Consider the following 12,546-nt stretch of genomic DNA (forward strand, 5'->3'; position numbering starts at 1 on the left):
TTCTCCAAGGCGGTGGTGCCTTCGATCTGCAGGCGGTGGTGCCTCTCGATGGTGGGCCCCGCCTCCGCCGTTGTCTTTGTGCCGTGCGGCCAAGGAGAGCGGCCCGGGTGATGCGCCGGGAACAGTGCCTCCGGGCCACAATGAGGGCATGACCCCGTTCACGCAGCACTGTCGCCGTGCCGCCCGGAGCCGGACATGATCACGGTCACCGATCTGGTCGACTCCCTGGGCGCCGGGTTCCTCCGTACGGTCGTGGCGGCCGGGGACGCCGACGTGCACGACGTCGCCCTGGCCGAGCCCGGCGATGCCGTGGCCCGGCCGGGTGAACTCGTCCTGGGGGTGGGAGTGACCGACCCGGACGGGGCCGTCACCCTGCTGGAACGGGCCGCCCGGGCGTCGGCCGGGGGCGTCGTCCTCAAAAGCCCCTTCGCCGGTGACCCCCGGGTGGCCGCCGCCGCCCGCGAACTGGCCGGTCCCGCACTGGTCGAACTGCAGCCGCACACGTCGTGGGCGCATGTCGTCTGGCTGCTGCGGGGTGTCATCGACCGGGCCGCCGCGCCGGACACCAGCCGCCTCGGGTCGCCCGGCCCGCACGTCGACCTCTTCGCGCTGGCCGACGCGGCAGCCGAGATCATCGACGCGCCGGTGACGGTGGAGGACGCGCAGTCACGGGTCCTCGCCTACTCCGCGCGGCAGGACACCACCGACCCGGCCCGTGTCTCCACCATCGTGGGGCGGCGCGTCCCGCCGGAGACACTCACCCATTTCCGGGCCGGCGGGGTCTTCCGCAGGCTCGCCCGCTCCAGCGAGCCGATCTGGACCCCGGCGGGCCCCGACGGCACCCTGCCCCGGCTGATCATCCCGGTACGGGCCGGCGGCGAGTGGCTGGGCTCCATCTGGGCCGTGGTCCGCTCCCCGGTCCCTCCGGAACGCATCCGGGAACTCGGCGACGTGGCCTCGGTGCTCGCCCTGCATCTGCTGCGGCTGCGCGCCGAGGCGGGTATCGCACGGCGGGTCTCCACCGGCCGGCTGCGCGTGGCCCTGCGCGAGGGCACCGCCTCCCTCACCGGTTCCGGCACGGTCGCCGGGTCCGGCGTCGCGGGAGCGGGTGCGGCACCGGCGCTGCCGGCGGGCCCCTGGCGGGTGGTGGTCCTGGGATCGCCCGCCGGGACCGATGTGCGCAGGCAACTGGATCTCTGGGAGTCGGTCGCCCTGCGCTTCGGCTGGCACCAGCCGCTGCTGACCGACCTCGACGGTGCGCTGTTCGGCCTGGTCACCGAGCGGCCGCGGGGCCGGCGGCCGGTCACGGCCGGGGCTCTGGCCGACGCCGGTGCGGGCACGCTGGACTGGCTCCGGCACGTGCTCCGTGAGGTGCACGCCCACGATCCGGGTCTGTACGCCGTGGCCGGCTGCCCCGCCCGCACCCCCGACGAGCTGCCCTGGGCCACCGCGGAGGCCGGCGAGCTCCACCGGCTGGTGGGCGCAGGCCGGCTTCCGCTCCCCGACCGCACAGGGCTCCTCCTGATGGAGGACGCCTGGGACACCGTCGTCGTGGAGCGGGCAGCGGCGGCCGTAGGGGTCGACGCGGGCCTTCTCGGCGGGCCGCTCGGCGCGCTCCGCGCACACGACGAGGAGCACGGCACGGCGTACCGCGAGACCCTCGCGGCCTGGCTGGACCACTACGGCGACCCCCGGAGCGCCGCACGGCTGCTGCGCGTCCACCCCAACACGCTGCGCTACCGGCTGCGCAAGCTGGAGGAGGTGGCCCCGGTGGACCTGACCTCGCCCCGGGTACGGCTCGCACTGCGGCTCCAGCTCATGGCGACGACCGAGGGGCCGCGCCCGCCCGTCACTGGGCAGCTTTAGGGGACCGGGCCGCCCTCCATTCCCCCTGGGTGAGGGCTGCGGCACCAAGTGTCCGGGCGACCGGACTCCGTCCGGTCCGAGGCAACTACGCATGCGGGCCGTCAGAGCCGAGGGTCGTCGTGCACTCCGCCCAGACCGTTTTGCCGGGGCCGAGGCGGTCGTGTACGCCCCAGTCGGTGGCGAGTGCGTCGACGAGGAGCAGGCCGCGGCCGCCGTTCTCGTCCGTACCGGGGGTCCGCCGCGTCGGCAGGACGGGGTGGGTGTCGGTCACCTCGATCCGGACGACGCCCCTGCCCTCGTCGTGGGACAGGGACAGGGCGAAGTCCCGTCCGGGGACGTGGCCGTGAAGGACGGCGTTCGTGGCGAGTTCGGCGACGAGGAGGACGACGGTGTCGTGCGCCTCGGTGCCGTGCGGATGGCCCCACTCGGTGAGCTGGTGCGCGGCGAGCAGCCGGGCGAGGCGGGCGCCGCGGCGGGTGGTGGAGAAGCGCTGGGTGAACGTACGGGCCGGCGTGGGGCTCTGGGTACGGGGGGCTGACATGGCGGCCACGTTGCCGGGAGCTGATGGCCCGTCGGCAGGTCCGGCGCCGATACAGATCGCGTTGTACTGGTCGACTTGCTGGACCGGGTCGGTCGCCGTACGTGACGATGAGTGTGCCGAGCGTGGCGCAGCGCGTACGGCGGACGGTACGGCAAGCGTTCGGGCCCGGCACGGGTACGGCCCGGCGGCACAGGGGAAGGCGGCTGCGATGACGACGGGCAACGGCGGCGGGGTGGGCGGGAACGCCGGGCAGGACGGGGGCGGGAACGGGGGCGGTAGCTGCGAGCCGGAACTCTCGGACAGTCTGAAGACGTTCGGCGCGGTACTCAAGGCTCTGCGGGAGGAAGCCCGCCTGACGCAGGAGCAGTTCGCGCCGTTGGTGCGGTACTCGGTCGCGTACGTCGCCAAGATCGAACAGGGGAAGCGTTTCCCTCCACGGGATTTGCTGGAGCGGTCGGAGGAGGTACTGGGCGCGGTCGCGGGGCGGGTATTGAGGGCGGCTGCGAAGAGCCTGACACGGAAGGCGGGGCTGGCATCCTGGTTCCGGCAGTGGGCGGGGATCGAGGAGGATGCGATCTCGCTGTTCGCGTATGAGTGCGCTGTGATTCCGGGCTTGCTCCAGCCGGAGCCCTACATCCGCGCACTTTTCGAGCGGCGCCTTCCGCCTCTGTCGGAGCAGCAGTTCGAGCAGCAGGTCACGGCTCGTCTTGAACGCCAGCGTCTGCTGGCGGAGCGGCCGAACAGCACGTTCAGCTTCATCATCGAGCAGGCCCTGCTGGATCGCCGCTTGGCCGGTGAGGGCGTCACTCACGCGCTGTTCAGCAGCCTCATCGATGTGGGCCGTCTCCGGAACGTGGAGATTCAGATCATGCCTCGGGTCCAGGAGGACCACTCCGGTTTCGAGGGCCCTCTCTACCTCGCCGAGACGGTAGAGAATCGATGGGTGGGCTACGTCGAAGCGCACGACTGCAGCATGCTTGTCACCGACACAAAAGCCGCAAGCGCCATGCTTCAGCGCTATGGCAAGATGCGCTCGCAGGCTCTGAGTCATCGAGCCACCGCGGGCCTGCTGGAGCAGATGCGAGGAGCGCTATGAGCACCACCGAACTTGCTTGGTTCAAGAGCAGCTACAGCGGCGGTGGGGGCGGCAACTGCGTCGAGGTCGCCATGCGCACCGAGGCCGTTCTCGTCCGGGACTCGAAGGACACGGACAGGCAGGCGCTGGCCGTGTCCCGCGATGTCTGGTCGGCGTTCACGACGCTGGCGGCCGACTCGCTCGTCTGAACTTCCGGTGGGGCAGCGTGCGTCGCTGCCCCACCTCTCCGACTGCTCAGCGTCCAGCGCAGGCCGCTTCACCGCCGCCTTGCGGCCACGCGTCACCGGACGCCACCGCCTCGGGTCGAAACCGGTGTTGTGGAGCTCGCCGGGGTGGCTCTTGATCTCGACGAGGAAGAGGCCGGCGGGGACGGCGATCAGCAGATCGCACTCGTTGACCCGGCCGTCGGCGCGGTCGGCCGGCCACACCGTGTCCGTGCCCGGAATCGGTGCATTCAACGGAAACCCGCTGCTTTCCCGGTCATGCCCCCGGTGCATGCCGCTCACGCACCGATCGTTGTGTACCGCGTGCACGAAAGCGTCAGGCGCTCTGCTCAGATTGCGGTGTGATCCGTATCCTGGGGCCGCCCTGCCCATGACCATCCGTTGCGTACCGGAGGCTCCCCCGTTGGACACGGATCTCAGTTGCGTCACCGGAGTCCGGCAGACCCTGGCCGTCGTCCTGCCGGTCCGGTTCACCACGATCACGAACTGGCCGACCGGCCCCCTGCCCTTCGCGCTCGGCGGACGCCGCACCGATGCCACCACCCGGCAGACGTACTTCACCCCGGCCGCCGCCCGTGCCCTCTACGGCACACCCGAAAGGCCCTGCCGCTGGCACCGGTTCATGGACGTACGGCACGGCCCCCTGCATCTCAGGGGGATCGAGTTACTGCGTACGGCCACCGCCCGCCATCGAGATCACGGACTGGCGGTGCTGCACTTCGACGTCGAGGGACCCGCCCTCTTGGAGACGCTGCGCGCCATCGGCCACCGCAGCCCTGCCGCCCCCGATCCACTCGACGGTCCGCTCTCCCCTCAACTGCTGCTGACCGGGATCGCCGTGCCGCGCAGCGCCGCTGCCCCGTTCGCGATCGCCCGCCCCTACACGGTCGCGTTCCTCACGCCCGGCCCACAGCACGCCCCCGCGCTGCGGCAGGACGGCCGGCTTCCGGAGACCGCCGACCGCTGGCTCTGGTATCTCGCCTCGAAATCCACGGAGGCCGACTTCCCCACCCCGCTCGAGCAGTGGCCCGACCGCACGGAACACGCGTTGCGCATATCCGCCGACTGGAGCGCTCTGGTGCTGCGCCACGGCGCGGCCTTCCTCGGACACCGGGCCGATCCGGGCGGGGACGACTTCTACGCCTTCGCGCAGTTGCACAGCCGCACCGTCTATCTCGACGCCCTGCTGCTCGGCAGCGTCCAGCGCGACCACATCGACGAACTGACCGACGGCCTTTCCGGTGTCTTCGACGGCCCGAAGCTCGCCCGCCGGGTGTCCGCCCTCGAGCGGCACATCGCCACGTTCCGCAGCACCTACTGGCGCCAGCATCTCACCGCCCACGGCCCGGCCAACGAACTGCTGCTGAGCTTCCAGACCCAGTACCGTCTCGCGGAGCGCTTCGACGAGATCCTCGCCGAAGCTGCGGACTACGCACGGCTGGTACAGACCCAGGAGAGTCAGCAGATCGCGGGCGCACTCGGCGTCCTGACCATCCTCGGCCTGCCTGTCGGTACGGCCCTGAGCATCCTCCAGGTACTCGGCGCCGAGGGAACCGTCGCCCTCACCGTCGCGCTCGTCGCCGCACTGGCCGCCACGGCCCTGGTCCTCACCACACGCTACGGCCGCCTCGTCCTGTCCTCACTGCGCGGCGGAGAGCCCGGTGATTGACCACCGGTGACACCGGCGCCTGCGCGGCCGGGAGGGAGACACGACGACCGGATACCGACTGTTCGCATTCCATCACCATGCGCTAGCTTGCTCCCCGCGGACCTTGGCGAAGAGGATGCGGGACACGGAGTGACGGTCAACGAGGGGGAGCCTCTCCGGCTGTTCAGAAAGGCTCTGAGGTACGCGGAATCGGACCCCGAGGTCTTCCTCGGCACAGCGAGGAGAGCAGCGGAGTCGATCCTGTTGGACATCGCCATGCGAGAGGCGGTCGGCTCGAAACCGACACTCGAGTCCCTGCTGACCGTGCTCACCTCGAAGAATCTGGTGCCCCCCAAGGTCGTACTCGCCGTGCGCACGATCCAGAACTACGGCAACTACGGCAGTCACGCTCAGGACGGGACGGCCGAGGAGATCTCCGCCGAGGACGTCAGGCCGTGCCTCAACGCCCTGACCCAATTGGCCGTCTGGTACGGGCAGACGAGTAGATCACTCGCCGAGGAGGCCCTCCGGCACGAGCTTTCCGACCACCGGCACAGTGCGGGCACCACCCGGCTCGCGGACTCCACACTGATCGTGGTGAAGGCCGTCCTGCTGGGCTGCGGCCTGGAGAAGACGCTGGCACGACGGAACCACCGTGTGGTGTCGATACAGCTCCCCTGGTCCGACAATCTCGTACGGGACGTGTCGGCCCGGCTCCTCGACGCGGCGGTCTACAACGAGCAGCGCATCCTGCGCCTGCTCGAGACGGATGAGGCCGTTCAGGACCAGGTGGTGCCCGTCGGACGGGTCGGCTACTCGATGGGCGGCCGCAATTTCTACCTGCTCGCTGCCCGCGGCGGCCGGTGGGGTGGAATGACGTCCCAGGAGTTCCTCGCGGATCCGGCCGGTGCGCAGATCGCGGTGCCCAAGCACAGCGACATGTTCGACAACCTGCTCTCGGCGCTGTCGACCGATGAGGCGGGCCTGGCAGAGACGGGGATCAGTATCCTCGACGTACCGCACCATCTCGGGCTCGAGCTGTTTCATCTGAACCGGGACGTGTTGGCGGTAGGCGGCCAGAACCTGCGCATGCACGCCCGGGAGGACGACGCCTACTTCGAACTCCTCAACTCCGACATGCTTCCTGCGCCGACCCAGGCACGGCTGCGTTCGGCAGCCGCCAACATGCTCATCGCGAACCGGGCGTGGCTGGAGGAACTGGACCTGCATCCCGGGGAGCTGCGACGTGAGCTGATGCGGTCGTTCCACGAGTGCGGGTCCGACGACGAGATGTTCGAGCGTCTGGTCCGCGACCTGGTGGCCCACGCCTCGTTCCCGCCGGAAACGCTGTCCGACAGCCGTGAAAGGCTGGTGCGCCACGTGCTGTTCGAAAGCTACCGCTGGGGCCGGCCGTGAGCACGGCGAGGCGCGTGCTCGTTGCGGGCGGGGTCAACTTCGACGTCATCGCACAGGCCGACCGGCTCCCCTCGGAACACGAGAAACTGCGGGGCAGGGAATGCTCTGTGCTGCCGGGCGGCGCTGCGTCGAACACCGCCGTGGGGCTGGTGCGGCAGGGCTGCTCCGTCCGGCTGGTGTCCGCCGTGGGTGACGATACGGCGGGCGCGATGTGCCTGGAAATTCTCGACGCGAGCGGTGTCGACACCTCGTTGGTTCAGGTGCAGGCCGGGACTCGTACGAGCATGGCAGTCGTCCTGTCGTCGGGGGCTGGGAAGCGGATGCTGACGTTCGCGGGCGCGGATCGCGGTCTGGCGTTCGACGCCGTCACGGAGGAGGACGTACGCACGGCGGACCACGTCCATGTCATCGGAGAGCCCACTCCCGCACTCGGGCGCCTCGTCGAACTCGCGCACCTGGCCGGGCGAAGCGTCTCCATCGAGTGGAACGGCAGGGACATGGGCCCGCTCGCGCACGGAGCGTCGCTCAACTTCATGAACGCCGACGAGGCGGCACGTCTGCCGCAGCCCTACGGAGCGTCCGACGTCATAGGAATCGCGCGGCGCACAGCGGAGTTGGTGTCCGGCGATGTGATAGTGACGTTGGGCGCCGAGGGCGCCGTGTGGGCCACTGCCGACGGGCAACTGTTCCATGAGCCGACCGTGCCGGTGGAACCGTTGGACAGAACGGGCGGCGGCGACGCCTTCGACGCGGGCGTCGTCGCCGGCTGGCTGGGCGGTGAGCCGCCGATGGCCTCCATGCGGCGAGGTCTCGACGCGGCACGTCATGTGATCACGAGAATTGGAGCTCACCCGTGACGAGATGGCTCGGCGTTGCACTGCTTCCGCGAGCGGACCACCTGCGTGCCGCCGTCCGGCTTCAGGCAGACATCGGCGGCGAGGTACGTCTGCAGCCTCCGCTGCATCCGGACGGCAACCTCCCTCATGTCACCCTCTTCCAAGGGCCGTTCGAGAACACCCTCGTTCCGCAGGAGGCACTGGAGCTAATCGGCACGGCGGCGTTCGACAGTGGTCTGCACGGCGAGGTGCCCCTGTCCAGCACGGGTGTGGTCTACCAGCCCACCGGCTGGCTGTTCCTCGCCCTGGAGCGTCCGCCACTGCTCGAAGCGCTGCAGAAGGCCGCGCTCACCGCGCTGGACCGGCATCTCGACCGGGCGTCCTTCGACGGCGACAAGGACGTCTCCCGGTTCACCGGTGCCGAGCGGGCCAGCTACGAGCGCTACGGCTACCGGTACACCGGTGAGGCGTACGCACCGCACATGACACTGGGCCGCACTGAGGAGGAGACCGCCCTGGAACTGGTCCGCTCCGCACGGGACCGGGTCGACCTCCCCAAGGAGTGGGTGTTCGACCGGCTCAGCTTCTATGTCATGGGGCAACACGGTGCACACGCGGAGACCTTGCTGGAGCGACCGCTGAGCCGCACGTGACGGACCCGCGGCAGTTGCTGACCGTCGCCGAGGCGGCCGTGGAGGAGGCCGTCGCCTGGCTGGCGACGGCCGGAGAGACATGGTCGGCTGCGCGTTTCAAGGCGTCCGGCGAGGAGGTCACCGCCGCAGACATCGAGGTGGAGTCCCGGGTCACGCGGGTGCTGGCCGCCCGGACACCGCGCATCCCGGTCGTCGGCGAGGAGTCTTCGATCCCCGGAACCCCGCTGCCCGAACGCTGCTGGGTGCTCGACCCGATCGACGGCACGATGAACTTCGCCCGGGGCGCGCCGATGTACGCCGTCTCCCTCGCCTATGTGCAGGACGGTGTCCCGCTGGTGGGTGTGGTGGAGGCGCCTGTCCTCGGCCGACGGTGGGCGACGCCGGGCCGCCTGGAGGGCGCACGACCTGTGGCCGAGGACGTGGACCGCGCGGTCGTGGGTGTCTCCGGCACCGGCCCGAGGCACGGCGGCGCGCGACGCCTCCTCGACCACCTCCAGGAGAATGCCTACCGGGTCCGCATGCAGGGTTCGATGGCTCTGGACCTGGTGGGCGTGGCGGAGGGCTGGCTGGACGCCTGCGTGTGCATCGCCCCCAAGCCATGGGACATCGCGGCTGGGGCGGCGCTGTGCCGCGAACGGGGGCGGGCGGTCCTCGGCGCCGACGGCACGACGTTCTCCTTCGACTCGCCGGTCCTGCTGGCGGGCGCACCCGGGACGGCCCGGCGGCTCGCCGGCCTGTGGGGCAATGACTGAGTCGGCGGTTCCGAGGCGCCCTGCCCTGACGGCCTGCCCCTCACCAGCCGCCAGGGCAGGGCGGGATGCCGACGCACTCCGAGCGGGCTGAGGCGCGGGACGGAGCCGGTGCCCCTCTGCGGGTGCCGCGCCCCCGGGACGCGCGTTGTCGGCAGAGGTTCCCTCCAACGCCCGGCGCGGCCCCGCGTCGCGGGAAACCCGTCGGCGCCCGCCGCTTCGCCGGTGCTGTCAGGGCTGCTTCACGGCCTCGGACACGCGGTCGCCCGAGCGTGGTTCCAGGCGTACGACGATGCCCTTGTACGTCGGCGTGTTGCTGGTTTCGGCCACGCTGTCCAGCGGTACCAGGACGTTGGCCTCCGGATAGTAGGCGGCGGCGCACCCGGCGGTCGTGGGATAGGAGACGAGCCGGAAGTCATCGGCGCGGCGCTCGGTGCCGTCCGGCCAGACGCTGACCACGTCCACCCGGGAGCCGTCCTCGAGGCCGAGGGACCGCAGGTCGGCGGGGTGGACGAGCACGACGCGGCGCGAGCCGTGGATGCCCCGGTACCGGTCGTCGGTGGTGTAGGGCACGGTGTTCCACTGATCGTGGGAGCGCAGTGTCTGCAGGAGGAGGTGCCCCCGGGGGGCGCTCAGCGCGTCGAAGCGGTTGACGGTGAACAGCGCCTTGCCGGCGGGGGTGGGGAAGACGCCCTCGTTCACCGGGTTCGGCAGGGTGAAGCCGCCCGGCTCGCGCACCCTGCTGTTGAAGTTCTCGAAACCGGGGACGACCCGTGCGATGCGGTCCCGGACGGTGCCGTAGTCCGCCTCGAAGTCCTCCCAGGGCACGGGCACCCGGTCGGCGAGGGTCCGGCGGGCCAGCCTGCTCAGGATCGCGACCTCGCTGAGCAGGTGCTGGGAGGCCGGTTCCAGGCGGCCGGACGAGGCGTGCACCTCGCTCATGGAGTCCTCGACGGTGATGAACTGCTCCACGCCGTACCGGCAGTCCCGCTCGCTGCGGCCGAGGGTGGGCAGGATCAGCGCGGTGTCGCCGCAGACGGCGTGGGAGCGGTTCAGCTTGGTGGAGATGTGCGCGGTGAGGCGACAGCGGCGCAGCGCCTTCTCCGTCAGATCGCTGTCGGGGGTGGCCCGTACGAAGTTGCCCGCGAGGCCGAGGAAGACCTTGACGCGATCGTCGAGCATGGCGCGGATGGAGTTCACCGTGTCCAGGCCGTGCCGGGCGGGCGGCGTGAAGGAGAACTCGCGTTCGAGGGAGTCCAGGAAGCTCTGCGGCATCCGCTCCCAGATGCCCATGGTCCGGTCTCCCTGGACGTTGCTGTGTCCGCGCACGGGGCAGACGCCGGATCCGGGCCTGCCGATGTTGCCCCGCAGCAGCTGGAAGTTCACCAGCTCGCGGATGGTGGGCACGGCGTGCCTGTGCTGGGTGAGTCCCATCGCCCAGCAGACGATGATCCGTTCACTGGCCAGCACCCGGTCCCGCAGTTCCCCGATCTGTTCGCGGGTCAGGCCGGTGGCCGCCAGGACGTCCGGCCAGGAGACGGTGGTGCGGATGTGGTGGGCGAACTCCTCGAACCCACTGGTGCACCGGTCGATGAACTCCCGGTCCAGCACCGTGCCCGGCGCGGCCTCCTCGGCCTCCAGCAGGAGCAGGTTCAGGGCCTGGAAGAGGGCGAGATCCCCGCCGAGCCGGATCTGGAGGAACTGGTCGGCGATGTTGGTGCCCCGGCCGACGATCCCGCGCGGTTTCTGCGGGTTCTTGAAGCGCATGAGACCCGCCTCGGGCAGCGGGTTGACGGCGACGATCTGCCCTCCCCGGCGCTTGGTCTCCTCCAGCGCGGAGAGCATGCGCGGGTGGTTGCTGCCCGGGTTCTGCCCCAGGGTGAGCACGAGGTCGGCGTGGTGGATGTCCAGCAGGCTCACGTTGCCCTTGCCGGTGCCCAGCGTCTCGTACAGGGCCGCGCCGCTCGACTCGTGGCACAGGTTGGAGCAGTCGGGCAGGTTGTTGGTGCCCAGGGCCCGGGCGAAGAGCTGGAGGACGAAGGCGGGCTCGTTGCCGGCCCGGCCGGAGGTGTAGAAGACCGCCTCGTCGGGTGAGTCCATGGCCCGCAGTTCGCCGGCGATCAGGCCCAGGGCGTCGTGCCAGCTGATCGGCTCGTAGTGGTCGGAGCCCGGCCGCTTCACCATGGGCTGGGTGAGCCGCCCCTGCTGGTTCAGCCACCGGTCCGAGCTGCGTGCCAGTTCGGAGACCGGGTGCCGCCGGAAGAACTCGGGGGTGACGCGCCGCGTGGTGGCGTCGTCGTTGGCGTGCTTGGCGCCGTTCTCGCAGTACTCGTTCCGGTGCCGTTCGCCCGGCGCGGGATCCGGCCAGGCGCAGCCCGGGCAGTCGAAGCCCTTGGTCTGGTTGATGTCGAGCAGGTTCAGTGCCGTACGGCGGGGCGACGTCTCGGCGAGGGAGTACCGCACCGCGTGGGCCACCGCCGGGACACCCGCCGCCCAGGTCTTCGGCGGAGTGACCTTCGCCTGCTCGCCGCCCGGATCACCGTTCGATGGCTCTCGCACCGCGTCCACCTTCCGCTCCGTTCCCCTCGCGTGTCCGCTCCCCACCGAGCGGGGGAGCGGATGATTGTGGGCCATCCATGACATATCAGTTCGGGAGTGGTCCGGCTCAGCGACGGCTCCTCAGCCGACCGGCCAGTTGGGTACCCGCGGCGGCAGCCGGTCGGCGTCCGCTTCGACGTGGCCGCCCTTGATCGTTCCCCGCCACTGCCCGCTCTCCCGGCCCTGGCCCTCGATGTACTCCTTGAAGCGCGCGAGATCCTCCAGCACCTGCCTGCGGATCAGCCCCAGGAGGTCCCCCACCCGCTCGGCCGCGCCGCGCGGACGGAACTCGACACGCAGGGTGACGCGGCAACGGCTCTCGCCCAGTGCCCGGAAATCCACCTCACCGGTCAGCCGGGACGCCCCCACCGCGCGCCACACCACACGGTCGTCCGGGCGCTGTTCGACGATCTCCGCGTCGAACGCGCGGGTCACACCGCCGTACCTGGTCACCCAGTGCGTCATGGAGGAGCGCGACCGGTCCACCCGGCGCACACCGCGCATGAACCGCGGGAAGCACTCGAACTGGGTCCACTGGTTGTAGGCCATATGGACCGGGACGTCGATGTCGGCAGCGCCTTCGATGAGGCTCATGGGCGTACCTCGTCTCCTCCGTCGGCCGGAAACCGTACGATTCACGCGGCCGAGTGCCCTCCTCGGACGCCCTCAACCCGGGCGGTCGCCGTCTCCCGGACGGGGCACGCGACCGCCGGCGGAGGCGGCAGCCGTGGACCGGGCGCGGGCGCCCGGCGGCGGGCGCGGGTCACCCCCCGTACGTCCGCCGCTCCCTCCCCGTGCCCCCTGCCCGGTCCCCCGGGCCGTCCCCCGTCCGGTACCGCGTTCGGACGCCCGGCGGGTGCGGTCCGGGTCCCCTGGCGCTTGGCTGAGCTGGACCTGCCGGGACCCGTGGACGACGCGG

The 12,546-nt window shown here is 70.9% G+C and carries 11 protein-coding genes and 1 pseudogene; 8 read left to right on the forward strand and 4 right to left on the reverse strand.

Annotated elements, in window-relative coordinates:
• Positions 1 to 195 precede the first annotated feature (195 nt).
• A complete protein-coding gene (locus HTV45_RS23715; protein ID WP_215207878.1) occupies positions 196 to 1,866 on the forward strand; it encodes a PucR family transcriptional regulator in 1,671 nt (556 codons plus the stop codon).
• Between the two features lie 85 nt (positions 1,867 to 1,951).
• Here the strand turns inward: HTV45_RS23715 and HTV45_RS23720 are convergent, their stop codons facing one another.
• Positions 1,952 to 2,407: an ATP-binding protein gene (locus HTV45_RS23720; protein WP_215207879.1), complete on the reverse strand. Its 456-nt coding sequence runs from the start codon at positions 2,405 to 2,407 to the stop codon at positions 1,952 to 1,954.
• Between the two features lie 208 nt (positions 2,408 to 2,615).
• Here HTV45_RS23720 and HTV45_RS23725 point away from each other — a divergent pair, with 208 nt between their 5' ends.
• Complete coding sequence (locus tag HTV45_RS23725) at positions 2,616 to 3,503, forward strand: helix-turn-helix transcriptional regulator (protein ID WP_215207880.1); 888 nt, start codon at positions 2,616 to 2,618, stop codon at positions 3,501 to 3,503.
• A complete protein-coding gene (locus HTV45_RS23730) occupies positions 3,500 to 3,691 on the forward strand; it encodes a DUF397 domain-containing protein (RefSeq protein ID WP_215207881.1) in 192 nt (63 codons plus the stop codon). Before HTV45_RS23725 ends, HTV45_RS23730 begins: the two co-directional genes overlap by 4 nt.
• A gap of 66 nt (positions 3,692 to 3,757) precedes the next feature.
• On the opposite strand, the pseudogene HTV45_RS35230 reads toward HTV45_RS23730, so the two are convergent.
• Positions 3,758 to 4,105 (reverse strand): annotated as a pseudogene (locus tag HTV45_RS35230) (NERD domain-containing protein); the annotation flags it as partial.
• A gap of 25 nt (positions 4,106 to 4,130) precedes the next feature.
• Between HTV45_RS35230 and HTV45_RS23735 the strand changes: the two are divergent.
• The 5 genes from HTV45_RS23735 (at position 4,131) to HTV45_RS23755 (ending at position 9,032) form a co-directional block, all read left to right on the forward strand.
• Positions 4,131 to 5,396 carry a hypothetical protein gene (locus HTV45_RS23735; protein ID WP_251692613.1) on the forward strand — a complete coding sequence of 422 codons (1,266 nt, stop codon included), beginning with the start codon at positions 4,131 to 4,133 and terminating at the stop codon, positions 5,394 to 5,396.
• A gap of 129 nt (positions 5,397 to 5,525) precedes the next feature.
• The gene (locus tag HTV45_RS23740; protein ID WP_215207883.1) at positions 5,526 to 6,791 is read left to right on the forward strand and encodes a DUF4145 domain-containing protein; all 1,266 of its coding nucleotides are present in this window, start codon (positions 5,526 to 5,528) and stop codon (positions 6,789 to 6,791) included.
• Positions 6,788 to 7,648 carry a carbohydrate kinase family protein gene (locus tag HTV45_RS23745; protein WP_308309740.1) on the forward strand — a complete coding sequence of 287 codons (861 nt, stop codon included), beginning with the start codon at positions 6,788 to 6,790 and terminating at the stop codon, positions 7,646 to 7,648. Before HTV45_RS23740 ends, HTV45_RS23745 begins: the two co-directional genes overlap by 4 nt.
• Positions 7,645 to 8,280, forward strand: a complete 636-nt coding sequence (locus HTV45_RS23750; RefSeq protein ID WP_215207884.1) for a 2'-5' RNA ligase family protein — start codon at positions 7,645 to 7,647, stop codon at positions 8,278 to 8,280. The genes HTV45_RS23745 and HTV45_RS23750 overlap by 4 nt, the downstream gene beginning before the upstream one ends.
• Positions 8,277 to 9,032: an inositol monophosphatase gene (locus HTV45_RS23755; protein ID WP_215207885.1), complete on the forward strand. Its 756-nt coding sequence runs from the start codon at positions 8,277 to 8,279 to the stop codon at positions 9,030 to 9,032. The genes HTV45_RS23750 and HTV45_RS23755 overlap by 4 nt, the downstream gene beginning before the upstream one ends.
• Positions 9,033 to 9,260: 228 nt before the next feature.
• On the opposite strand, the gene HTV45_RS23760 is transcribed toward HTV45_RS23755, so the two are convergent.
• Together HTV45_RS23760 and HTV45_RS23765 are read right to left on the reverse strand one after the other, a co-directional pair.
• The gene (locus tag HTV45_RS23760; protein ID WP_308309741.1) at positions 9,261 to 11,588 is read right to left on the reverse strand and encodes an FdhF/YdeP family oxidoreductase; all 2,328 of its coding nucleotides are present in this window, start codon (positions 11,586 to 11,588) and stop codon (positions 9,261 to 9,263) included.
• Positions 11,589 to 11,708: 120 nt separating this feature from the next.
• On the reverse strand, positions 11,709 to 12,221 hold the full coding sequence (locus HTV45_RS23765; protein ID WP_215207887.1) for an SRPBCC family protein: 513 nt from the start codon (positions 12,219 to 12,221) through the stop codon (positions 11,709 to 11,711).
• Between the last annotated feature and the right edge of the window lie 325 nt (positions 12,222 to 12,546).

Origin of the sequence: Streptomyces sp. CHD11 (assembly GCF_018638295.1) — a bacterium.
Lineage (GTDB): Bacteria > Actinomycetota > Actinomycetes > Streptomycetales > Streptomycetaceae > Streptomyces.

Coding starts and splice junctions, on each gene's coding strand:
- HTV45_RS23730 (WP_215207881.1), top strand. CDS start 3,500: ATGAGCACCACCGAACTTGCTTGGTTCAAGAGCAGCTACAGCGGCGGT.
- HTV45_RS23725 (WP_215207880.1), top strand. CDS start 2,616: ATGACGACGGGCAACGGCGGCGGGGTGGGCGGGAACGCCGGGCAGGAC.
- HTV45_RS23715 (WP_215207878.1), top strand. CDS start 196: ATGATCACGGTCACCGATCTGGTCGACTCCCTGGGCGCCGGGTTCCTC.
- HTV45_RS23765 (WP_215207887.1), bottom strand. CDS start 12,221: ATGAGCCTCATCGAAGGCGCTGCCGACATCGACGTCCCGGTCCATATG.
- HTV45_RS23720 (WP_215207879.1), bottom strand. CDS start 2,407: ATGTCAGCCCCCCGTACCCAGAGCCCCACGCCGGCCCGTACGTTCACC.